This is a genomic window from Mammaliicoccus lentus (assembly GCF_002902755.1).
GTDB lineage: Bacteria > Bacillota > Bacilli > Staphylococcales > Staphylococcaceae > Mammaliicoccus > Mammaliicoccus lentus.
Genome location: NZ_PPRS01000003.1, coordinates 118,363 through 143,886, shown reverse-complemented (window position 1 = coordinate 143,886; position 25,524 = coordinate 118,363). Strand labels below are relative to the sequence as shown.

Genomic DNA, 25,524 nt, shown 5'->3' with positions numbered 1-25,524 from the left:
TAGAGGGTATGAGCTAGGAACCTCTTAGTTTATTGAATATACAAATGATAATACAATCAAATTGTAAAAGCAAGTTTATGATATGGTATGATAGGTCTGAAAATAATAAACAAAGTGAAGGTATTTTTATGATTATTATGATAGACAACCATGATTCTTTTACATACAACATTATCGAATATTTAAAAATTATTACTATTAATGAAAAAATTAGAATTTATAAAAATGAAGATATCAATATAGATATGCTTAATAGTTTAAACCCTAAATCTGTTATTGTTTCACCAGGTCCGGGACACCCTAACGATTATCCAAAGCTGATGGAAAATTTGTATCAAATACATAAACACATACCTATTTTAGGTGTTTGCTTAGGGTTTCAGTTATTAATAGCTACGTTTAATGGAAAAATAGTAAACGGTCAAAAGCCTATTCATGGTCATGTTGCTGCTATTAAACATGATGGTAAAGGAATATACCAAAACTTACCGTCTTCATTTAATGTAACGAGGTATCATTCATTAATAGCAGATGATACTTGTATTCCAGATGAATTTATTATTTCAGCATGGACGGTTGAGGGGAATATTCCAATGGCAATAAGACACAAAAGCTTACCAATTGAAGCGGTTCAATATCATCCTGAATCTATTTTGAGCGAATTTGGCAAAGAGCAAATTGCAAATTTTCTTACGAAGGTAGGTGTTGAAGTTGAAAGCACATATACAATTTAAATATATCAATGATAAAGATAATATAGAAAAATTAAATTTAAAGTTTGAAAAACCTATTTATTATATGGTTGCTAATACTATCGAAGAGGTTGAAAAATTAATAAATAAAGCAGAGTATTATCAGAGTAGTGGTTATTATGTAGTCTTAAGTTTACCTTATGAAAGTGCGCCAGCTTTCGATAAAGCATTGCAAGTATATAATGATCAAGAAAACTACGGATCGTTACAAGTTTATAAAAGTCCTGTTAATCAATTTGAAAATGAGTCTGCTTATGAAACATCTTTAAAAAATATAAATTGGCACCCAGTTGATAGTGAAGAAACGATACAATCTAATATACATTTCATACATAATGAAATTATTAAAGGAAACACTTATCAAGTGAACTATACGACGCGTTTAATAGGAAACCGTATAAAAAAACCTTATCATTATTTTAAATTATTAACTTATGAATCAAATGGTGATTATCAAGCATATATCGAGAACGATAATGAAAGCATTATTTCGGTATCACCCGAACTATTCTTCCAAACTGGTCCATATCGTAATAAAAATAATTGCATTGTTACGAAACCAATGAAAGGTACAATTGCTAGAGGACAAAATAACGAAGAAGATAAAATTAATTTCGATGTTCTTAATCAATCTAATAAAGATAAAGCTGAGAATGTTATGATTGTGGATTTATTAAGAAATGATTTAAGTAAAATTTCTAAAACAGGTACAGTAAAAACAACCGATTTATTTATGATTGAGAAATATAAGACCGTATATCAAATGACGAGTACGATTTATAGCGAAATTTCCTCTAATCAAAGTCTATATCATATATTACAAGCTTTATTCCCGTGTGGATCGATAACTGGCGCTCCTAAAGAATCAACTATGAAAATTATTCATGAACTTGAAACATTACCGAGAGGTGTTTATTGTGGAACAATCGGTTTAATGTTACCTGATGGCAGAAATATTTTTAATGTTCCAATTCGTACAATACAAAACAAGAAAGATAAATCCATCTACGGTGTTGGGGCGGGTATAACAATTGATTCAAATCCTCACGCAGAAATAAAAGAATTTAAAATGAAAACAAAAATACTAGATAATCCAAATGTTCATTTAATAGAAACTATACGTATTGAAAATGGAAAAGTAAGCAGGCGTAAAGAACATACTCGAAGAATTGAAAAAAGCGCTGCTGAATTGAATATCCCTTTTAACCGTAATCAATGGGATGATGTACTGGATACCGCTTTAGAAAATCACTCAAATGGTACATATAAGTTAAGGATTGAATTGGACCGCTTAGGAGATTTTCAAGTGGAAATAAATGAATTGAGTAATACTAATAAACCATTTACAGCACAATTAATGCTTGCTAAAGAAGTTCCGACGTTATATAAAATCAATAAGACTACTGCGCGAAAGCATTTTGAACACTCACATGAAACGAATGTTGTATTATATTATAATGAAGAAAATCAAATAACCGAGTTTGATATTGGAAATGTCGTTATTTTTGAAGATGGTGATTACTTCACACCACCATTTAGTAATCAAATTTTAAATGGATGTATGAGACAATCTTTACTAAGAGATGAAATAATAAAAGAACGAATTATAAATAAGGATATGTTATTAGATGGTATTAAAAATCGTAAAATTAAACTGTTTATGATTAATAGTTTGAGAGAATGGATAGAGATAGATTTAAAATTTTGATGGCAATCTATGATGACAAATAGTAAAATAGATACCATCTTATAAGGACGGGTGAAAATAAATGTTCTTAGCATTATTATATTTAATAATTATCATTTTAGTTGTTTTTTACATGAAGAATATTGTGTTAACACATTTGAGAAGAAACAATAATAAGAAGAGTTTTGCTTTTCTATATATAGGATTTGCGATATCAATATTATTTGTAGGTTTATTTGTTAATCAAATTACGTCTGTTTTTATAGACTTAACAGATGTGTTTTATCGCAAGTAATGGTACATGATATAGCGAAACAGAATGAGGTGTCTTTATATGCGCATATATCCTAAAGGTGATTCTGCTCTAACTGTTATGAGTGATAGAGAACCTTCTAGACAATTAACGCACGAAATAAATGAATTTAGAATGGACATACTAAACAAAAATATGCCATTTATCGATGAGGTTATACCAAGTGAAAATAGTTTAATGGTTGTTTATCACCCATATAATATGATGATGAATCATGATATTTCTCAACCTTTCAATTATATGCATGAATTAATAGAAGGTATAATTAAGAAAAAGAAAGAAGACTTAAAGGATAGAGAAGTTCGTAAGACTGCTGTTGAAATCGATGTGGTTGTAGGCGGGATATATGGGCCTGATTTTGACGGTCTAACTGATTTGTCAGATGAAGAACAAATACAAGTTTTAGAATCAAGAACATACTTTGTTTCTATGATTGGCCACACACCAGGCTGTCCATACTTATCGGGGTTAAGCCACAGATTGCATTCTAAAAATTCGGGTTATAAACAATTTATTCCTAAAGGATCTTTATGTATTGAAAGAGATAAGCTTTTTATTACGACTACAGATACAAATGGTAGTTGGCCAGTTATAGGTTGGACAGAAGTTGAAATGTTTGATAGAGAAGAAAGTAAATGTAAATTAAACTTTGGTGACGATGTTGTTTTAAATGTTGTAGATAGAGAAACAATTGAGAGTGGAGGGTATAAACCATGTCACTAATTATGAGAGAACCTGGTCTATACACTTCAATTCAAGATTTAGGTAGACAAAAATTCCAACATATTGGTATCGTGAAAAATGGTTCCATTGATCAACTTAATCATAGATTAGCAAATATGTTAGTAGGTAATGATGAAGATGAAGCATTGTTAGAAATGACTTTTAAAATGCCGAGTATACAATTTACAGAACCAACATTAATTGCAATTACCGGTGCACATTTTCCTGCATATCGTGATGACAAGAAAATATTACCGTATAAAATTCATTTAATGAATAAAGGAGAAGTACTCAGTTTTGAGGATGCTCATAAAGGTACTAGGGTATATCTTGCAATAGCAGGGGGAATAGTGGCTGATGAATGGTTAGGTTCAAAATCTACTAGTATTAGATTAGGAATGGGTGGACATAAAGGACGTTTATTGCAACAAGGCGATGAAATAGAGCTTTTTAGAAATTATTCACCATTACAAAAGAAACTATTCGCCAATTTAGAAGAAACTAAAACGGCAGATTGGGGTATAGACCAATATACACTTGCTTTAAATTATTTCACGGACATCTTCCATATTATTTCAGGAGAAGGTATGTCACATTTCAAACAAGATGAAATAAAAAATCTAGAAAATAGAGTGTATAAGGTATCCAATCGTTTTAATAGAACAGGATTAACGTTAGAGGGAGAATCAATCGTTAATAGAGAAATTAACGATCAATCATTCTTAAGCGTTAAAAAAGGTACAGTTTTATTAAATGAAGAAAATCAACTCGTTATTATGTTGAATGATCATCAATCATTATCAAGCTACCCTCAACTAGGGACTATTGCCTCATATCACATAGATAAACTTGCACAGAAAAAACAAGGTTCCAAAATAATCTTTAGGACATTAAGTATTGAAGAAGCTGAAAAAAATATGAAAAAACATGCACAATTTGTAAAACAAATAAAGACAGGCATAAAATATAAATTACAAGAAGAAATGCAAAAACAATCGAAACATAAAATGTGACGGTTATATGTACTTTTACACATTTTTTGTGGTAGATATAGGTTTTTAGTTGAATTTTTTTGTAAAGTAGTATAAATTATAATACTGAACATCTATTAATATTACAAGAATATTACAACGGTCAATAATTTGTAATGAATTTATAAAGGAAATTGATGTGAGTTGAGATACGGAGGAAAGGTATGAAATCAAAAAATAGGAAGATAGGCGTCTTTACGTTCTTCTTGCTAACCGTTTTAGCGATTGCGTTGAAGACTTATTTTGCCTATTATGTGGACTTGTCACTTGGGGTAAAGGGACTAGTACAAAATTTTATACTATTAATGAACCCATATAGCTTAGTTGCATTAATATTAAGTGTGTTTTTATTCTTTAAAGGGCGTAAATCTTATTGGTTTATTTTCATAGGAGGATTTATACTAACATTCCTGTTATATGCGAATGTTGTGTACTTTAGATTCTTCTCTGACTTTTTAACATTTAGTACATTGAACCAAGTAAGTAACGTTGAATCTATGTCTGGTGCTGTATATAGTTCATTCTCATGGTACGACTTTATTTACTTCACTGATACGATTATATTCTTATTTGTTCTTGTATTTAAGAGCAAGTGGCTTAATACAAAAGCATTCCCTAAGAAGTTCGTTCCAGTAGTAATGGGCGTTGCGGTAGCATTAGCATTTTTAAATTTGGCTTTTGCTGAAGCTGATAGACCAGAATTACTTACTAGAACATTCGATCATAAATATTTAGTTAAATATTTAGGTCCATATAATTTCACAGTATATGATGGTGTTAAAACAGTTCAAAATAACTCTCAAAAAGCGTTAGCTAGTGAAGATGATCTAACTGAAGTTAAAAATTATGCTAAGCAAAAATATCAAAAACCTAGTAAAGAAACATTTGGTATAGCCAAAGATAAAAACGTCATTAAAATTCATTTAGAAAGTTTCCAATCATTCTTAATTGATTTTAAAGTTAATGGGGAAGAAGTTACACCATTCTTGAACTCACTTGCTAAAGGTGATAAAGGATATAAATATTATCCAAACTTTTTCCATCAAACTGGACAAGGTAAGACTGCCGATTCAGAGTTAACGATGGATAATAGTATTTACGGGCTTCCGCAAGGTTCAGCTTTCTCATTAAAAGGAGATAACACTTATCAATCTCTACCAGCGATTTTAAACCAGAAACAAGGTTATGAAACATCTGTGATGCACGGTGACTACAAAACATTCTGGAATAGAGATCAAGTGTATAAACATTTTGGTGTTGATAAGTTTTATGATGCAACGTATTACGACATGAAACAAGAGAATCAAGAAAACTTAGGTCTTAAAGATAAAGTGTTCTTCGACGAGTCGATTGCACATCTTAAAGAGCAGAAAGAACCATTCTACTCTCATTTAATTACGTTAACTAACCATTATCCATTTACATTAAGTAAAGAAGATGCAACGATTGAAAAACCAAACACAGGTAGTGCGACGCTTGATGGTTACGTTCAAACAGCGCGTTATTTAGATGAGTCGTTAGAAGAATTTGTGAATCAACTTAAAAAAGAAGGTCTTTATGATGACTCTGTTATAATGATTTACGGTGACCATTATGGTATCTCTGAGAACCATAACAAAGCCATGGCAAACCTATTAGGTGAAGATGAGATTACACCTGCTAAATTTATGGACTTAAATAGAACACCGTTCTTTATGAAAGTTCCTGGATTAGAAGGTGGAGTTGATGAAACTTATGGTGGTCAAGTAGACGTTATGCCTACATTACTAGATGTATTAGGCATTGACGCTAGTAACTACATCATGTTTGGTACAGACTTATTATCAAAAGGTCACGATGAAACAGTAGCATTTAGAAATGGTGACTTCATTACACCTGAGTATAAATCAATAGGTAGCGCAGTTTATGATAATAAGACTAACAAACCGATGAAGACTAAACCGCAAGACTTACAAGAAAATAAAAATAAAGTAGAAAAAGAACTTGAATTGTCAGATCAGTTATTACATGGTGACTTATTCAGATTCTATGACAATCCAGACTTCAAGAAAATAAAACCATCAAGCTATGAATATAAATCTGGCAATGGCTATCAAGAAGAATAAGAAAAATAGTTTGAGACATAAGTCTTAATTTAAAATAAATAAGCATATCACTTAACTAATATATTAGTTGAAAAGTGATATGCTTATTTTTATTGTTCAATTTGCTGTTTATCCTAATGCAACATCTAATATCATCATAATCGTAAATCCACCCATTAATCCTAATGTTGCTAAATCTGTATTATTTCCTGATTGTGATTCTGGTATTAATTCTTCAACGACAACAAATATCATCGCACCTGCTGCAAAAGCTAATGCATACGGTAATATAGGCGTGGCAAGAACTACTAATAATGCGCCTAACATTGCAAATACTGGTTCAACTAGCGCTGAAGCTTGTCCATAGTTAAATGCTTTCCACCTTGAAAGACCAGAGGCACGTATAGGCATAGATAATGCTGCGCCTTCAGGTATGTTTTGTATACCAATACCAATCGCTAAACCAAGTGCACCTAATAAAGTAGCACCTTCATTACCTGTAGCAACACCTCCAAAAGCTACACCTATTGCCATACCTTCAGGAATATTGTGTAGAGTGATGGCTAAGAATAATAATGTATTCTTTCCAAGTTTAGTGTCTGGTCCTTCAACTCTTTGGCTTTTATCAGGTGCATTTTGGTGCGCATGTGGAATGACAAAGTCTAATAATCTAATGAAAACCCCACCTAGTAAGAAACCAATTGCAGCTGGTAACCAAGGCATGGCTGAATCTGAACTTTGATCTATAGAAGGTTGTAATAAAGACCAAAAACTAGCAGCTATCATCACACCTGCTGCAAACCCTTGCATTGTATTTATAACTTTTGTATCTATGTTCTTAAATAAATAAACAAATGACGATCCAAAAGCTGTAAGTAGCCAAGTGATAATACCTGCTAATAATGCTTGTAAATATGGTGGAAGCGTTGTAAAAAACTCTTGCATTGTTTGTGCTCCTTCGTATCTTTTATTGTAAAAAGAGTGTATAATATATTAATTGAAAACTGAGAAAACTAAAGGATGTAAAAACATGGAAGCATATAAAATTGAACACCTTAATAAACAATATGGTGATAAAGTTATATTTAATGATTTGGATTTATCCATTTCTTATAAAGAACGAATAGGACTTGTTGGCATTAACGGAACTGGTAAGAGTACTTTGCTAAAGGTCATCGCGAATATAGATGATGATTATGATGCAAAGACATCTTACCCTAATCAATATCAAATTGCATATGCTAGCCAAAAACCTGAATTAAATGGAACTTTATCTGTAATAGATGAAGTACTAAATAATGAAACAGAGATGACGAAGGTTATAGCAAATTATGAAAATGCATTGAATAAATATCAACAAACTGGTGAATCTAAAGACCTTGATTTAATGATGGAATATCAATCTCATATGGATAGATTGAACGCCTGGGATTACAGTGCAGAGGTCAAAACAATTTTATCAAAATTAGGTATAAATGACTACCACAAAAAAATATCTGAATTAAGTGGTGGTCAGAAGAAACGTGTAGCATTAGCTAAAGAATTAATACGTAAACCTGATTTGCTTTTATTAGATGAACCAACAAACCATTTAGATATAGAAGGTATAGAATGGCTTGTAAATTATATTAAACAATACCCACATACCATTATGTTCGTTACGCATGATCGTCACTTCTTAAATCAAGTTGCTTCACGTATCGTTGAGTTGTCTAATGGAAAACTGACAAGTTATCCTGGTAATTATGAAGCATATATTCAAGCAAGAGCAGAAAAAGAAGAAATAGAAGCTCAACAACATACAAAGAAAAAAGCGCTATATAGACAAGAATTACATTGGATGAGACAAGGCGCTAAAGCAAGATCTACTAAACAACAAGCGAGAATACAAAGGTTTAATACTCTAGAAGAAGATTTATCTAATAAGAAAACTCAAGGTGAAGCAAGTCTTAACTTAGCTCATTCTCGATTAGGGAAACAAGTATTTGAGCTAGAAGACATTACAAAATCTATAGGTGATAAAACACTATTTGAAAACTTCACTACAATCATACAAAAAGGAGACCGAATAGGTATTGTCGGTGAAAATGGAGTGGGTAAAACGACTTTGCTTAACATTATTAGTGGTTTAGATCAGTCATATCAAGGCAACTTAATTACTGGTCAAACTGTTAAAATTGCTTATTTCAAACAACAAGATGATAGTTTGAGTTCTGATGAAAGAATGATTGATTACTTAAGAGCAGAAAGTGAAGTGGCAAAAGAAAAAGATGGTACTGTAGTATCTGTTACGCAGTTACTAGAACGTTTCTTATTCCCTAGTCAAACACATGGTACTCAAATTAATAAACTTTCAGGTGGAGAGCAAAAACGTTTATATTTATTAAAATTATTAGTCCATGAACCAAATGTTCTTATACTAGATGAACCGACTAATGATTTAGATACAGAAACACTTACAATTTTAGAAGCGTATATTACAGAATTTGGCGGAACTGTAATTACAGTTAGTCACGATAGATACTTCTTAAATAAAGTGGCTAATAAATATTGGTATATACATGATAAACAAGTAGAACCATTGTTAGGCACTTTTGAAGATTATTTAGCTTATAAACGTGAATTAGATAAAAAAGCTAATCAACAACATAAAGCTGAAGTTAAACAAGAAGAGAAACCAAAAGCGAACGCAAGGTTATCATTCAAAGAGAAAAGAGAACTAGAAGAATTAGAAAATAATATAGAATATATCGAAACAAGATTAGAAGAAATAGAACAAGAAATGATAGATAACGCTACAAACTATGAGAAATTAAACGAATTGACTCAAGAAAAGACATCGATTGAAACGCAATATGAAGAGGATTATATGCGTTGGTCATCCTTATCAGACAGATTATAAGCATATAGAGGTGTAATATAGATGCAAAATATTTTAAAAGAATACTTTGGGTATCAACAATTTAGAGATGGACAGAAAGAAATTATTGATAAAGTGATTGATCATCGACCAACATTAGGTGTTATGCCGACTGGCGGAGGTAAATCAATTTGTTATCAAGTACCAGGACTTTATTTAGATGGCGTAACAATTGTCATCAGTCCTTTAATCTCCTTAATGAAAGACCAAGTTGACAGCTTAAGGTCTATGGGGATTAAAGCTGAATTTTTAAATAGTACATTAACAAATAAAGAGAAGAATAGAGTAGAAAGAGAACTTGTTTCAGGACAAGTTAAATTCCTATATATTGCACCAGAGCGCTTTAATCAACCACAATTTGTACAATTAATAAATAAATGTAATATTCAACTTATAGCATTTGATGAAGCCCATTGTATATCTAAATGGGGACATGATTTTAGGCCGAGTTATCAAGAAGTGATAACTCATGTTATGAGTTTACCACATCATTTTAGATTAGTTGCATTAACTGCTACGGCTACTCAAGAAGTACAAGAAGATATTTCACAGAAACTAGGAATAGCAGAACAAGATATTGTTGAAACTTCTATTAAACGTGAAAATTTAACATTTAAAGTAAATAGTACGTACCAAAGATTGAACTTCGTCAAAGATTATGTAAAAAGTCATATTAATCAATCAGGCATCATTTATTGTTCAACAAGAAAACAAGTAGAACAACTTAGTGAGACTTTTGACGATTTAGATATAAAAAATGTTATGTATCACGCTGGTTTGCCGAAAGAAGAAAGAGAACGTGCACAAAGAAAATTTATAGATGATGATATAAAATTAGCAGTCGCTACCAATGCTTTCGGAATGGGAATAGATAAATCTAATGTGAGATTTGTGATTCATTATAATATGCCTCAAGACATCGAGTCTTATTATCAAGAAGCAGGTAGAGCAGGACGAGATCAATTAGACAGTGAATGTATATTGCTATTCTCTGATAGAGATATTGATTTACAAAAATTCTTTATTTCTTCTAGCCAAGCGGATGATGAATATAAAGAAAAACAAGGCGAGAAGTTAAGACAAATGATTCAATACACGAAGACAACGAAATGCCTTGAAGCGATGATGATTCATTATTTCAACCCTGATGAAAAACTTGAAGAGTGTGGAAGATGTTCAAGTTGTTTAGAAGCTAAAAAATCATACGATATGACTACTGAAGCACAGAAAATTTTAAGTTGCATTGCGAGATTAAAACAACAAGAAAAAAGGAATATGATTATACAAGTACTTAGAGGTGAGAAATCAACTCAGATAACATCTTTAGGGTATGAAGAGCTAAGTACTTATGGAATACTAAAAGATTATACTACAAACGAATGTCACCATTTATTAGACGAGTTAAGGTTTAAAGGATATTTAAATGAATATAAAGAAGTATTGAGTGTTGACCAATCAGCGATGGAAGTTTTAAGAGGTAATGTACAAATTATGACAACACCATTTAAATCTAAACCTAAAGAGATTGTAGATATACAAACAATAACAGATGTAGACCGCTCATTATTTAATCGTCTAGTTGAAGTTAGAAAAGACTTAAGTAAAGAGTTAGAAGTATCCCCGTTATCTATCTTTTCTGACCAAATTTTAGAACAATTTGCGAAACGCCTACCTGAATCTAAAAAAGAAATGATTATGATAGATGGAATAGGTAGTTATAAATTAAAACACTATTGTCCAATATTTATTGATACAATTAAAAAATATAAACAACCAATTTAAAAAACAATGAATTTTATTGTTTATTGAGGGTAAATGATTATAAAGATAAATCTAATTTTGAACAATAAAAGGAAATGTGGGGTATATTGGGATGATTAAATTTAAAAATGTTTCAAAATTATATGGTACTAAAAAAGCGGTTGATAACGTTAGTTTCAACGTAGATAAAGGGGAATTTTTTGTATTAATCGGGCCGTCGGGGTGTGGGAAAACAACGACGCTTAAAATGATTAATCGCTTGATTCATTTATCAGATGGATATATTTATTTTAATGATAAACCAATTAGTGATTATGATGTTTCTGAAATGAGATGGGATATAGGTTATGTATTACAACAAATTGCTTTATTCCCACATATGACGATTAAAGAAAATATTTCACAAGTACCTGAAATGAAAAAGTGGAAAAAACAAGATATTGCAAAACGCGTTGATGAATTATTGAATATGGTAGGGTTAGACCCAGATACATTTAGAGATCGATACCCTAGTGAATTATCAGGTGGACAACAACAAAGAATCGGTGTTATAAGAGCCTTGGCTTCAGATCCGCCGGTAGTACTTATGGATGAACCATTCAGCGCTTTAGATCCAATTAGTCGTAAAAATTTACAAGATGATGTACTGAAGTTGCAATCTGAAATTAACAAGACAATTATCTTTGTCACACATGATATAGAAGAAGCGATGAAAATGGGAGACCGTATTTGCCTCTTAAATGAGGGACATGTTGAGCAAATTGGCACAACAGAAGATTTTATTCACCATCCTAAAAATGAATTTGTTAAATCATTTATTGGTAATATGGATGCTCATGTACTAAAACAAGTACAGTTAGGAGATATCGCGCAACCTATTTCAGAAGTTCATCCAACTTCTATAGATGTTTATCCTAAAGTAACACCAACACAAACCATTGATGATATATATGGATTGTTAGCTGAACATGAAGCAATTGTAATGGATAAAGGCGAAGAGGAACCAAGCCATATTGTAACTAGGCAGTATGTTTTTAGTTACTTAGCTGATAAGAATAGAGGTGTTTCATAATGAATGTATTATTCGAAACATTATCTAGTAGAAAAGGACAATTGCTAGAAACGTTACTGGAACATATTCAATTATCGTTTATTGCTTTACTTATTGCAGTTGTTATCGCTGTTCCATTAGGTATTTTACTTACGAAAACAGATAAAATTGCTGAAGTTGTAATTAACATTGCGGCAGTTCTCCAAACAATCCCTTCGCTAGCCTTGCTAGGGTTGATGATTCCATTGTTTGGTATTGGTCGTATTCCAGCTATAATTGCATTGGTTATTTACGCATTATTACCAATCTTAAGAAATACATATACAGGAATCAAAGAAGTAGATCCTTCCCTTATTGAAGCGGCTAGAGGTATAGGAATGAAAACAGGTAGAAGACTTTCTAAAGTCGAATTACCACTCGCTATGCCAGTAATGATGGCTGGTATTAGAACAGCTATGGTATTAATTATTGGTACTGCTACGTTAGCAGCTTTAATTGGTGCAGGAGGACTAGGGGATTTAATTTTACTCGGTATTGATCGTAATAATTCATCACTCATATTATTAGGTGCGATACCAGCTGCAATTCTTGCTATATTCTTCGACGTATTCTTAAGAATGTTAGAGAAAATTTCATACAAGAAATCGATTATTATTCTAGGCGCAATTTTACTTGTTTTCTTAATAACAATTATCGCTCCTTTATTTGGACAAAAAGGTGAAAAAATTACATTAGCAGGTAAATTAGGCTCTGAACCAGAAGTTATCACAAATATGTATAAAATTTTAATTGAAGATGAAACAGATAATACGGTAAATGTGAAGGCTGGAATGGGTAAGACTTCATTCTTATTTAATGCTTTAAAATCTAATGAGGTGGACGGATATCTTGAATTCACTGGTACTGTATTAGGAGAATTAACTAAAGAAACACCTAAATCAACAACAGAAAAAGATGTATATAATCAAGCAAATGATAGTTTAGAAAAGAAATTTGATATGCAATTGTTAGAACCTATGAAATACAACAACACGTATGCTTTAGCAGTTAAAGAAGAATATGCTAAAAAACATAATTTAAAAACTATTTCTGATTTGAAAAAAGTTGAAGATGATATTAGACCAGGCTTTACGCTAGAATTTAACGACCGTGAAGATGGTTATAAAGGCATTCAAAATAAATACAACTTGAAATTCAATGATGTAAAAACAATGGAACCTAAATTACGTTATCAAGCGATTGAAAGTAATGATATTGACTTAATAGATGCATATTCAACAGATGCTGAATTAAAAGAATATGGCATGGTTGTATTAGAAGATGACAAAAAGTTATTCCCACCATATCAAGGCGCACCAATGATGAAAAAAGAAACTGTTGAAAAGCATCCTGATGTAGTGAAAGCAATGAACAAATTAAAAGGTAAAATTAGTGACGAAGAAATGCAAGAAATGAATTATCGTGTTACGGTAAAAGATGAAGATGCATATCAAGTTGCAGAAGAATATTTAAAGAAGAATAATCTAATTGACTAAAGCCATTGATTTATGAAAATGGTTAGGTCTATAATATTATTTAATTGAGGCTGAGACATAAACAAATGACTCAGCCTTAAATGTTATATTTGCAATGGATATCTGGTTTGAAAATGTCCTTGTATCAAGCCTTTCAATCTAGTTATCTTTAACGGAGTGACACATAGAAATTTTATGAGAACGAATAGATTTCTATGTCACACTTATTTTTAAATATGGAGGTCATAGGATATGAAGCAACAATTAAAAGAGTTACAGGCTTATCAGCCTGGTTTATCACCAAGGCAACTAAAAGAAAAGTACGGCATTGAAGGGGATATGGTAAAGCTTGCTTCAAATGAAAATTTGTACGGCCCTTCTCCGAAAGTTAAAGATGCAATACAAGAAAGTCTAGATGAGTTATTTTATTATCCAGAAGTGAAACAATTTGATGTAAAAGATACTTTGAGTCAGTTTTTAAACGTGAAGAAAGAACAAATATTTTTTGGATCTGGTTTAGATGAAGTTATCATGATTATTTCTAGAGCAGTATTAGAAGCAGATGATGAAATATTAACGAGTGATATGACGTTTGGACAATATAAACATCATGCTGTCATTGAACGTGCACAAGTTAAGACGACGCCACTTAATAATGGTTATTTTGATTTAGATGCAATGTACGAAGAAATTACTGATAAGACGAAATTAATATGGATTTGTAATCCTAACAATCCATCTGGAACATATTTACCACACGAGGAACTAGAATCGTTTATTAAAAAAGTTCCAGATAATATTATCGTGTTAATTGATGAAGCATACATAGAGTTCGCTGTTGCTGAAGATATGCCTAGAAGTTTAGAATTATTAGATAAATATAAACAAGTTGTTGTATTAAGAACATTTTCTAAAGCATATGGCTTAGCATCACAACGAATTGGATATGCGATTGCCGATGAATCATTACTCAACCAACTTGATATTGTTCGTCTACCTTTCAATGTAACGTCACTATCCGCAGTTGCAGCTAACGCAGCGTTACAAGATCAAGAATATTTAAAAGATATTACTAACAAGAATAGAACTGAAATTGAAAAATTCTTAAATTCTTCATTTAAAGAACATTTATACGACAGTCAAACAAACTTTGTATTCGTAAACACAGATAAACCTCAAGAACTATACGATCAATTATTAAAAGAAGGTTTTATCACAAGGCCGTTTCCTAATGGGGTTCGTATTACAGTTGGTTTTAGTGAGCATAATGATAAAATGATTAAAGTATTAGAAACCTTTTTCGAAAAAGTGAATTCATAAAAAAGGAAAGTGAATAAGTTCTTTGTTATAATAGTATACATGAGATATAAAAGGAGAAGGTATAATGGCGAAACAAACAATCGGTATTGATATGGATGAAGTGTTAGTTGATACAATTAAAAAATTATTAATGCGTTATAATCAAGAAACTTCTTCAAACGTTACTATGGAAGAACTAAAAGGTAGTAAAATTAGAAATATGATGCCTGAACACCAAGGTATTTTAACTGATATTCTTAGGGAAGATGGATTTTTCAGAGATTTAGAAGTATTTGATGATGCTGTAGATGTTGTAAGAAAATTAAACGAATATTATGATGTTTTTATCGTTACAGCTGCAATGGACGTACCTACATCATTTGCTGATAAATATGCTTGGTTAAGAGAACACTTACCATTTATTGATCCACAACATTTTGTATTTTGCGGTGATAAAGGAATTGTAAATACAGATTACTTAATCGATGACAATCCTAGACAATTAGAAAGCTTTAATAATCATTCAATTATGTATGCAGCAGCACATAATATTGATTATGATAAGTGGCCAAAAGTATACAATTGGAAAGAAGTAGAAGAATACTTCTTAGGTGAAAATGGAGAATACAATAAACAGAAAAACTTATCCGAATCTATAAAGTAATTGTGGTATTTCATTATTTAATATCACAAGAATTAAGCTAACAAACTCAATATAAATGATAAAAGAAGCCCAATCTATTGATTGGGCTTCTTTTAATGTATACCTTGCATAAGTTTTTTGATTTTTGGTGTCATAGCAAGCACAATTAATGCTACAACAATTGCGATTGCACCAATAAGACCGAAGTAATTTTGGTGTCCTAATGGTTTTATTAATTTTACAAGTTGTCCGTTGATTCCTTGTGCAGTTGCGTTAGTTAAGAACCATAAGCTTAGCATTTGTGCAGAGAATGCTCTTGGTGCAAGTTTCACAGAAACACTTGATCCTGTAGGAGATAAACATAGCTCTCCAATTACACATAAGAAGAAACTTAAAATTAGCCATATAGGATTCATTAACTCAGTTTGTTGCATAGACATCGCAATCATCATCGCAATGAATGACACACCTGCAAAAGTAAGACCAATTACAAATTTAAGAGGTGTAGAAGGGTTATATTTACCTAATTTTTGCCATAGCATTGAAATAATTGGTGCAAATATTACGATGAAAAATGGGTTGATTGATTGGAACCAACCAGCTGGAATTTCGAAGTTAATACCATACACAGATAAATCTAATTGTGTTTTCTCTTGAGCAAATACACCTAGAACGTTTGAACCTTGTTCTTGTATACTCCAGAAAAGTACTGAAGCTAAGAATAGTGGTACATAAGCTAACAATCGAGATTTCTCGGTACTATCAATATCTGGACTTCGGTACATAATAGACCAGTAAATAAATGGTACTACTATTCCGACTATTAAGACAATTAAACTTATAGAATTAAATGTAAGTTGATCAACCAAGTATAAAATACCTAATAATATAAGAATACCTATCGTACTATATGTAAATATTTTAGAGTATTTAATTTTTTCTTTATGATTTAAAGGGTTTGAAGGGAAGTTCTCTACTTCACCAAGACTTTTTCTTTGGAATAGTACGTATGCTATTAAAGCTAAGAACATACCAAATGCTGCAATAGAGAAACCTTGGTGGAAACCAACATTCAAACGTACTTTGTCAATAATAAGAGGTGATAATAAAGCCCCCATATTAACTGACATATAGAAAATAACAAATCCCGCATCTAATCTATTATCATTTTTGTGATATAGGCCACCTACAACATTAGAAATGTTTGGCTTCATTAAGCCTGACCCGACAATAATAAGAATCATAGAGATTAAAAATGCGCTCAATCCAAATGGTAAAGATAATACAACGTGACCGAACATAATCAATATAGAACCTAAGAGTAAGGATCTTCTCGAACCAAGTAATCTATCTGCAACCCAACCACCTAGAATACCTGTCATAAATATCAGTGAGCCGTACATTGCCATAATTTGCTGAGCAGTAATTTTATCTAATCCTAGTCCGCCTTGACTTACGGAGAAGTATAAATAGTACAGCAAAATAGCACGCATACCGTAATAACTGAAACGTTCCCAAAATTCAACAAAAAACAGTATGCCTAAGCCGCGTGGATGCCCAAAAAATCCATGTTGAGGAACAGTTTCAACCATTTCCTCGCGCGTCATTTTGACCATAAAAATCGCTTCCTTTCTAAACTCTCCCCCAATTTTTAGGTAAGTTTAAAGAATAGTTTAAACCTCTAAAATAAAAAATTCAATAAAATTTGTATAAGTTCTAATATTATGAATGTTCAAAAAATATAATATAAAAAGAAGACCGAAACATAAATTTGTCTCGGTCTTCTTTATATTATTTAACACCAGCCATAAGTGTTTTGATTTTAGGACTTGCAACCATTAATAATGCTGCAATTACGATTGCCACTATACCAGAGTATAGGAAGTAATCGTTCGTACTTATGCTTGTATATAATTTAACCATTTGCGCGTTAATACCTTGAGCCATCGCGTTTGATAAGAACCAAACACTCATCATTTGAGCAGTGAAAGCTTTAGGTGCCAATTTAGTTGTAGTTGACAGTGCAATAGGTGAAAGACAAAGCTCACCTATAGTAACTAATAAGAAACTACCGAATAACCAAATTGGGTGAATGATTGAAGAATCACTTGATAATGGGATGACCATAATAATATATGATAATCCTGCGAATAGGACACCAATTGCGAATTTATAAACAGTTGGTGGATTAAATTTACCAAGTTTTACCCATAATACTGAGAATACAGGTGCAAGTAAAATAATGAAAAATGGATTAAGTGATTGGAACCATGCTGCTGGAATATTGAAATCAATAGCACCACCAGTTAGTTTCGCCATGCTTAATTCAGTTTTTGTATCAGCAAATTGAGCTAACACTGTAGATCCTTGTTCTTGAATCATCCAGAATGCAACAGCTGCAATAAATAACGGTATATAAGCATACACTCTTGAACGCTCATAGTCTTCAGTTTTCTTACTTGTTGTAATTTTAATAAAGTAATAAATAGGTAATAATACACCTAATACTGAAATGAAGTTTGCAAAGTTAGGTAAAGTTAATTGGTCGAATAAACTTAAAATGAGACAAACAATTGCGGCAATAATCACAACTATCGCTACGATTTTAGTTATTCTAGCTTTCTCTTCTTTATTAAGTGGATCTGGTACTTCAATACCAGCTAAACCTAAATATTTTTTATTCGTAATAAAGTAAATAACTAAACCAACGAACATACCTATAGCTGCCACTGCAAAGCCTGCGTGGAATCCGACATTTACTTGTAACCATCCAATGATTAATGGTGAAATTAATGCACCTAAGTTAATAGACATATAGAAAATTGTGAACGCTGAATCCAATCTTGGGTCATTTTTCTCATACAACAGACCAACTGTTGATGAAATATTCGGTTTTAATAAACCTGTACCAATGATTAAGAATAAAAGCGCGACAAGTAATAAAGTAAAGTTATTTGGTAATGATAGTAAGATGTGACCTATCATGATTAGAATACCACCATAGAATAAGGCATGACGAGTACCTGTAATTCTATCAGCGATCCAACCACCGATAACACCACTCATGTATACTAGTGCTCCGTAAATTGAGACAATTTGTAGTGCTAAACCTTGGTCTATACCAAATCCGCCTTTAGCTACTGAATAGTATATGTAGTAAGCAAGGATGGCTTTCATTCCATAATAACTGAATCTTTCCCAGAACTCAGTAAGGAACAAAGTTGATAAACCTTTAGGATGACCGAAAAAACCAGTACGTGGCGTACTTTGAATGATTTCCTCTTTTGAATAATGTTTGTTATCCATTTTTTAATTCCCCTCATTATAAACTATATTAAATTGTGTTGTACTTAAAAATAGCACATATTAAATTGTAATCGTTTGCTAATAAAAATACAAGATAAATATTGATAATATTCATACAATAATGACTATTTAAAATAATTAAACCCTTTCATTTCAGGCTTTATAAAGAAAGGGAAAAAGTTAAAAATATTGTAAGCGTTTTCTTTATAACGTCTAAAAATATGCTGAATTGCATAGAAAGGTGAAAAAAGTGCATATTCATACTTGAGAGGCTATAGAAGCGCTTATATTAAGCAATGGCTATAAATTAAAATATAACAAACGCCTAATCCGTATTTAACTAGCGGATTGGGCGTTTGTTTTTGAGAAATTGAGGCTAATGTCTCAATTTCTACTATATATTGGAATTATGGTCTGTTATCTATTATCGATGTTTTCAGGATATAAGTCATGATTCATCATACGATATTCAGCCATTTCTTCATACTTTGTACCTGGGCGACCATAATTAGTATATGGGTCAATTGAAATACCGCCTCTTGGTGTGAATTTACCTAAAACTTCTATATAATGTGGATCCATTAATTCAATCAAGTCATTCATGATAACATTCATACAATCTTCATGGAAATCCCCATGATTTCTAAAACTAAATAAGTAGAGTTTTAAAGATTTAGATTCTACCATTTTTACATTTGGTATATATGAGATATAAATTGCAGCAAAATCAGGTTGTCCTGTAATAGGGCACAATGATGTGAACTCAGGACAGTTAAATTTAACAAAATAATCTCTGCCTTGGTGTTTATTATCAAACACTTCTAGAACTTCTGGATTATATTGGTCATAATATTGATTGTTTTGGTTTCCTAATAATGTTATATCTTTTAAATCTTCTTTTTTTCTGCCTTCTGACATTGTTTATGATTCTCCTTTTTCTATTGATTCTTCCGGTTTTGGATTTCTTTGAGCTTTTTTGAACATATAATACCCAGCAAGGAATATAATGATATAGCCAAGGTAACTTAATAAGTCAGGTGACTCTTTGAAAATTATAAAACCTAGTAATGCACTAAATACAACTGACGCGTATACAAAGATTGAAATATCTTTAGCAGCAGCGTAACTATAAGCTATCGTTATTCCGAACTGACCAACAGTAGCAAAAACACCAGATAACAATAATATGATTACTTGTGTTATGCTCATTGGTTCATACGTGAAAATAACAAAAGGTATAAGTACTACTGTAGAGAAAAATGAAAAATAGAATACAGTTGTATAAGCTTTTTCACGTTTACCTAGAGGTCTCAGACAAGTATAGGCACCTGCAGCAAATAATCCTGATAATAGACCAATAATCGCTGGTGTCATATCTGAATTAAATGATGGCTTGATAATGAAAATTGCACCTGCTATTGCGACAATCATTGCAATAACTTGGTATTTTCTAGCGCGTTCATTTAGAAATAGCGCACATAGAATAATAGTCCAAAATGGATTTAATTTCATTAACATGTCTGCGTCACTTAGTACCATATGGTCTATGGCATAAATATTTAGCAAAACACCAATGAGTCCTAAAGAGGATCTTAAAATTAACAATGGTTGGTTTTCTAATTTGCCGAAAAATGATACTCGTGCTTTATAAGCAATATATATTGGAACAAGCATGGCTACTAGATTTCTGAATAATGATTTTTGGAAAACCGGTAAATCCCCAGACAATCTGAAGAAAACAGCCATTAAGCTAAATCCAATAGAAGATATAAGTATAGCAAGAATACCTTTTATTGTAGAATTCATTTTATACACCTTCCATTTTTTATCAATGAACATATATTATCATAACTCACTTTACAAAGTATATGGAATTCTAATTTTTAAAATTTATGAAAGTAAAATAAAGAAATTTTCAAATGTTGATATAACAACACTTGTGTGACATATCGATAAAGTCAACCCTATTTTTTATAAAAATTTAAGGTATTATGAGTGTTATGGCTCGTCGTTAATGTTATAATAAATCACATAATATAGTATGTACTAACAAAAGTTAACACTATATCTTGTGTTTTGCGCATTTAGAATAAAAAGTTATAAACTATGTAAAAATTTATGTTTTTAATTTATAAAAATTCGTAAACACAAAGTATATACATATGGCAGGTGATAGTGTATGAAGATAATTTATTTTTCTTTAACAGGTAATGTTAGACGATTTATTCAAAGAGCAGGATTATCGAATACGATGGCTCTCACTGAAGCAAACAAGACAGAAGAAATAAATGAACCATTTATAATTGTCACAGGTACAATTGGGTTTGGCCAAGTACCTGACCCCGTCCAAGCATTTTTAGATATAAATCATAAAAATCTTAAAGCGGTAGCTGGCAGTGGAAATAGAAACTGGGGCAATAATTTTGCAAAAGCGAGTGAGGAAATTGCGAATAATTATAATGTCCCTTTATTAATGAAGTTTGAACTTCATGGTAATCAGGAAATAGCAGATGAATTTAGAGAAAAGGTGGTTAATCTTTATGAAAATGATAAACAAACAGAATTATAATCATATCGAATTAAATAATAAAGTGACTAAGCGTAGAGAAGATGGTTTCTTTGATATTGAGAAAGACCAAGAAGCATTAGAAGTTTATTTAGAAGAAGTAAAAGAAAAAACAATTCAATTTGGTACTCCAATTGAACGTTTACATGCTTTGGTTGATCAAGATTTCTATTATGATTTATTCAAAGAGTATAGTGAAGCGGATTTAGAAGAAATAAATGAATTTGCAGATTCTATTCCTTTTCAGTTTGCAAGTTACATGTCAGCAAGTAAATTCTTTAAAGATTATGCCTTAAAGACTAATGATAAATCTCAGTATTTAGAAACATATAAAGAACACGTTATTATTGTTTCATTGTATTTAGCTAAAGGAAACGTAGCACAAGCGAAACAATTTATTGAAGGAATGATTGAACAACGAATTCAACCAGCAACACCTACTTTCTTAAACGCGGGTAGAGCAAGACGAGGTGAATTAGTGAGTTGTTTCCTATTAGAAGTAGATGATAGCTTAAACTCTATTAACTTTATTGATTCAACAGCGAAACAATTAAGTAAAATTGGCGGAGGAGTTGCAATCAACTTATCGAAACTTCGTGCACGTGGCGAAGCGATTAAAGGTATTAAAGGTGTAGCTAAAGGCGTACTACCAGTTGCTAAATCATTAGAAGGTGGATTTAGTTATGCAGATCAACTTGGTCAAAGACCTGGCGCAGGCGCAGTATATTTAAACATTTTCCACTATGATGTTCTTGAATTCTTAGATACTAAAAAAGTAAACGCAGACGAAGATATTAGACTTTCAACTATCTCAACTGGATTGATTGTTCCTTCTAAATTCTTCGATTTAGCAAAAGAAGGTAAAGACTTTTACATGTTTGCACCACACACGGTTGAACGTGAGTACGGTAAAACATTAGATGATATTAACTTAGACGAGTATTACGATGAGCTAGTAGCAAACCCTAACATCATCAAGAAAGCTAAAGATGCACGTGAAATGTTAAATACAATTGCACAAACACAATTACAATCAGGTTATCCTTATTTAATGTTTAAAGACAATGCAAACAAAGTTCATCCGAACTCTGATATTGGCCAAATTAAAATGAGTAACCTATGTACTGAAATCTTCCAACTGCAAGAAACTTCAGTTATTAATGACTATGGAACAGAAGATGAAATTAAACGTGATATTTCTTGTAACTTAGGTTCATTGAATATTGTAAATGTTATGGAATCTAAAAAATTCAGAGATTCTGTTCATACAGGTATGGATGCATTAACAGTTGTGTCAGATGACACTGAAATCAAAAATGCTCCGGGTGTTAGAAAAGCAAATAATGAATTACACTCAGTAGGTTTAGGCGTAATGGACTTACATGGATATTTAGCAAAAAATAAAATCGGCTATGAATCAGAACAAGCTAAAGACTTTGCAAATGTATTCTTTATGATGATGAACTATTATTCTATAGAGCGTTCAATGGAAATAGCGAAAGAAAGACAAGAAACTTACGTTGATTTTGATAAATCGGATTACGCTTCAGGAAAATATTTCGAGAAGTATACACAAGAAGATATTAAACCGCAATTTGATAATGTAGCAGATTTATTTGAAGGATTAGATATTCCAACTGCAGAAGATTGGAAAGCTTTAGCTGAAAAAGTTAAAGAAAACGGTCTTTACCATGCATACAGACTTGCTATAGCACCAACACAAAGTATTTCTTATGTTCAAAATGCTACAAGTTCTGTTATGCCAATCGTTGACCAAATTGAAAGAAGAACATATGGTAACTCAGAAACATTTTACCCTATGCCATTCTTATCACCAGAAACAATGTGGTATTACAAATCAGCATTTAACATAGATCAAATGAAATTAATTGATTTAATTGCGACGATTCAACAACACGTAGACCAAGGTATTTCAACAATCTTATATGTAAATTCTGAAATTTCAACACGTGAACTTTCAAGACTATATGTATATGCACATCATAAAGGATTAAAATCACTTTATTATACTCGTAACAAATTATTAAGCGTTGAAGAATGTACAAGTTGTTCAATTTAATCATTTTAATAAGATAGGAGATCTAACATGAAGGCAGTAAATTGGAATACACAAGAAGATATGACAAACATGTTTTGGCGTCAAAACATTTCCCAAATGTGGGTAGAAACAGAATTTAAAGTTTCTAAAGATATTGCAAGTTGGGAAACTTTAACAGAACCTGAAAAGAATGCATTTAAGAAAGCATTGGCTGGATTAACAGGCTTAGATACACATCAAGCTGACGACGGCATGCCGCTTATTATGATGCACACTAAAGATTTACGTAAAAAAGCAGTTTACTCATTTATGGGTATGATGGAGCAAATTCATGCGAAAAGTTATTCTCATATTTTCACAACATTATTACCATCCAGTGAAACGAATGAATTACTAGATAAGTGGGTAGTAGAAGAACCACATTTAAAATATAAATCAGATATCATTTTGAGCAATTATCATAAATTATGGTCTAAAGACGCGTCAGTATATGATCAATATATGGCTCGCGTAGCGAGTGTGTTCCTTGAGACTTTCTTATTCTACTCAGGATTCTATTATCCATTATATTTAGCAGGACAAGGTCGCATGACAACTTCTGGAGAAATTATTCGTAAAATATTACTTGATGAATCTATTCATGGTGTATTTACTGGTTTAGATGCACAAAGTTTAAGAAATGAATTAACTGAAGATGAGAAATTAAAGGCAGATACAGAAATGTACCGCATGCTAGAGCTATTGTTCAAAAATGAGTATGAATATACAAAAATGCTTTATGATGAAATTGGGTTAACAGAGGACGTTATGAATTACGTTGCATATAATGCGAATAAAGCGTTAGCTAACTTAGGTTTCGAACCGTATTATGAAGAAAAATCATTCAACCCTATTATCGAAAATGCTTTAGATACAAGCACTAAGAACCATGACTTTTTCAGCGTTAAAGGTGATGGATATGTATTAGCACTAAATGTTGAACCTTTAACAGATGAAGATTTTATTTTCGATGAAAACTAAAAACAATAATTAAATAAAAGTAATTATTACTTTCTTAAAACTGTCGCAAAGTGCAAAACTTTAGTGGCAGTTTTTTGTATCCTATACTTTATAAGACCTTTTTATTTAAGGTGAAAACATATAAAATGAAAGTATATAAAAGTGTTATTTTAGCTTTTGAATAGAAAAGTTAACATATTTTTCAATATTTGAGCATTTTACATTTACTTAATTAGATATAATGAGAATAGAATTTAAAAAAGGTGGGTTACATATGAAAAGAGTTTTACTGGGTCTTTTATCATTGTTAATTATTTCTGTATTAGCTGCTTGTGGTAATGATAATAAAGAAAAAGAAGAAAATCATTCAGAACATAAGCAGTCAGATCATGATTCATCTGATAAACCTCAAGCTTTAGAAGTTAAGCTAGATGTACCAGAAGAAGCGAAAAAAGGGGAAGAAGTAGATTTATCTGCTGAAGTTACATTAGGGAAAGAAAAAGTAAAAGACGCTGATGAAGTAATGTTTGAAATCATAAAAGATGGCGACAAAAAGAATTCTGAAATGAAAAAAGTGAAAGAAAATAAAGACGGGAAATATACTTTAAAGTATAAATTCGATGAAGAAGGTACTTATAATATCACAAGTCATGTCACAGCACGTGATCAACATACAATGCCGAATAAAGATATTAATATAAAATAATTATAAAAGAGTAATGAAATTTAATTTCATTACTCTTTTTTTAAATAGCATTGCATTTTAACTGAATATTCATTACAATAAAGATAATGATAATCGTTATCAACTAAGAG

The 25,524-nt window shown here is 31.4% G+C and carries 20 protein-coding genes; 15 read left to right on the top strand and 5 right to left on the bottom strand.

Translation table 11 applies throughout. The annotated features are described in order from the left end of the window. Positions 1-128: 128 nt before the first annotated feature. The 5 genes from CD135_RS01260 (at position 129) to ltaS (ending at position 6,611) form a co-directional block, all read left to right on the top strand. Positions 129-734 (top strand): anthranilate synthase component II, encoded by a 606-nt coding sequence (locus CD135_RS01260; protein ID WP_167543713.1) that lies wholly within the window; start codon positions 129-131, stop codon positions 732-734. Next, positions 712-2,460 (top strand): bifunctional chorismate-binding protein/class IV aminotransferase, encoded by a 1,749-nt coding sequence (locus CD135_RS01255; RefSeq protein ID WP_103268632.1) that lies wholly within the window; start codon positions 712-714, stop codon positions 2,458-2,460. Before CD135_RS01260 ends, CD135_RS01255 begins: the two co-directional genes overlap by 23 nt. 313 nt (positions 2,461-2,773) lie before the next feature. Continuing rightward, positions 2,774-3,475, top strand: a complete 702-nt coding sequence (locus CD135_RS01245; RefSeq protein WP_017000379.1) for a carboxyltransferase domain-containing protein — start codon at positions 2,774-2,776, stop codon at positions 3,473-3,475. Beyond that, positions 3,466-4,488 (top strand): 5-oxoprolinase subunit C family protein, encoded by a 1,023-nt coding sequence (locus tag CD135_RS01240; RefSeq protein ID WP_103268631.1) that lies wholly within the window; start codon positions 3,466-3,468, stop codon positions 4,486-4,488. Before CD135_RS01245 ends, CD135_RS01240 begins: the two co-directional genes overlap by 10 nt. A gap of 182 nt (positions 4,489-4,670) precedes the next feature. After that, positions 4,671-6,611 carry a polyglycerol-phosphate lipoteichoic acid synthase LtaS gene (ltaS, locus tag CD135_RS01235; RefSeq protein WP_103268630.1) on the top strand — a complete coding sequence of 647 codons (1,941 nt, stop codon included), beginning with the start codon at positions 4,671-4,673 and terminating at the stop codon, positions 6,609-6,611. A gap of 108 nt (positions 6,612-6,719) precedes the next feature. On the opposite strand, the gene CD135_RS01230 is transcribed toward ltaS, so the two are convergent. Continuing rightward, positions 6,720-7,535: a ZIP family metal transporter gene (locus CD135_RS01230; protein WP_017000376.1), complete on the bottom strand. Its 816-nt coding sequence runs from the start codon at positions 7,533-7,535 to the stop codon at positions 6,720-6,722. A gap of 85 nt (positions 7,536-7,620) precedes the next feature. Here CD135_RS01230 and CD135_RS01225 point away from each other — a divergent pair, with 85 nt between their 5' ends. The 6 genes from CD135_RS01225 (at position 7,621) to CD135_RS01200 (ending at position 15,799) form a co-directional block, all read left to right on the top strand. Next, complete coding sequence (locus CD135_RS01225) at positions 7,621-9,492, top strand: ABC-F family ATP-binding cassette domain-containing protein (RefSeq protein ID WP_103268629.1); 1,872 nt, start codon at positions 7,621-7,623, stop codon at positions 9,490-9,492. A gap of 21 nt (positions 9,493-9,513) precedes the next feature. Beyond that, positions 9,514-11,292, top strand: a complete 1,779-nt coding sequence (gene recQ, locus CD135_RS01220; protein WP_017000374.1) for a DNA helicase RecQ — start codon at positions 9,514-9,516, stop codon at positions 11,290-11,292. A gap of 91 nt (positions 11,293-11,383) precedes the next feature. Then, positions 11,384-12,343 carry an ABC transporter ATP-binding protein gene (locus CD135_RS01215; RefSeq protein ID WP_017000373.1) on the top strand — a complete coding sequence of 320 codons (960 nt, stop codon included), beginning with the start codon at positions 11,384-11,386 and terminating at the stop codon, positions 12,341-12,343. Beyond that, a complete protein-coding gene (locus tag CD135_RS01210; RefSeq protein WP_064204696.1) occupies positions 12,343-13,857 on the top strand; it encodes an ABC transporter permease/substrate-binding protein in 1,515 nt (504 codons plus the stop codon). Before CD135_RS01215 ends, CD135_RS01210 begins: the two co-directional genes overlap by 1 nt. Positions 13,858-14,088: 231 nt before the next feature. Further along, positions 14,089-15,156 carry a histidinol-phosphate transaminase gene (gene hisC, locus CD135_RS01205; protein ID WP_103268628.1) on the top strand — a complete coding sequence of 356 codons (1,068 nt, stop codon included), beginning with the start codon at positions 14,089-14,091 and terminating at the stop codon, positions 15,154-15,156. Between the two features lie 64 nt (positions 15,157-15,220). Continuing rightward, positions 15,221-15,799: a 5' nucleotidase, NT5C type gene (locus CD135_RS01200; RefSeq protein WP_017000371.1), complete on the top strand. Its 579-nt coding sequence runs from the start codon at positions 15,221-15,223 to the stop codon at positions 15,797-15,799. A gap of 92 nt (positions 15,800-15,891) precedes the next feature. On the opposite strand, the gene CD135_RS01195 is transcribed toward CD135_RS01200, so the two are convergent. The 4 genes from CD135_RS01195 to CD135_RS01180 all read right to left on the bottom strand — a co-directional run bounded on the left by CD135_RS01195 (position 15,892) and on the right by CD135_RS01180 (position 20,890). Further along, positions 15,892-17,394, bottom strand: coding sequence for a peptide MFS transporter (locus tag CD135_RS01195; protein ID WP_103268627.1), 1,503 nt, complete (start codon positions 17,392-17,394; stop codon positions 15,892-15,894). Positions 17,395-17,569: 175 nt separating this feature from the next. Further along, entirely contained in the window at positions 17,570-19,084 is a 1,515-nt protein-coding gene (locus CD135_RS01190) for a peptide MFS transporter (protein ID WP_103268626.1), read from the bottom strand. A gap of 417 nt (positions 19,085-19,501) precedes the next feature. Next, positions 19,502-20,002 (bottom strand): preQ(1) synthase, encoded by a 501-nt coding sequence (gene queF, locus CD135_RS01185; protein ID WP_017000368.1) that lies wholly within the window; start codon positions 20,000-20,002, stop codon positions 19,502-19,504. Between the two features lie 3 nt (positions 20,003-20,005). Continuing rightward, positions 20,006-20,890, bottom strand: a complete 885-nt coding sequence (locus CD135_RS01180; protein ID WP_017000367.1) for a DMT family transporter — start codon at positions 20,888-20,890, stop codon at positions 20,006-20,008. Between the two features lie 373 nt (positions 20,891-21,263). Between CD135_RS01180 and nrdI the strand changes: the two genes are divergently transcribed. The 4 genes from nrdI (at position 21,264) to CD135_RS01160 (ending at position 25,414) form a co-directional block, all read left to right on the top strand. Then, entirely contained in the window at positions 21,264-21,653 is a 390-nt protein-coding gene (nrdI, locus tag CD135_RS01175) for a class Ib ribonucleoside-diphosphate reductase assembly flavoprotein NrdI (protein ID WP_103268625.1), read from the top strand. Next, a complete protein-coding gene (nrdE, locus tag CD135_RS01170; RefSeq protein ID WP_103268624.1) occupies positions 21,625-23,730 on the top strand; it encodes a class 1b ribonucleoside-diphosphate reductase subunit alpha in 2,106 nt (701 codons plus the stop codon). Before nrdI ends, nrdE begins: the two co-directional genes overlap by 29 nt. Positions 23,731-23,757: 27 nt before the next feature. Then, on the top strand, positions 23,758-24,729 hold the full coding sequence (gene nrdF / locus CD135_RS01165) for a class 1b ribonucleoside-diphosphate reductase subunit beta (protein WP_064204699.1): 972 nt from the start codon (positions 23,758-23,760) through the stop codon (positions 24,727-24,729). Between the two features lie 253 nt (positions 24,730-24,982). Then, complete coding sequence (locus CD135_RS01160; RefSeq protein ID WP_103268623.1) at positions 24,983-25,414, top strand: FixH family protein; 432 nt, start codon at positions 24,983-24,985, stop codon at positions 25,412-25,414. Positions 25,415-25,524 lie beyond the last annotated feature (110 nt).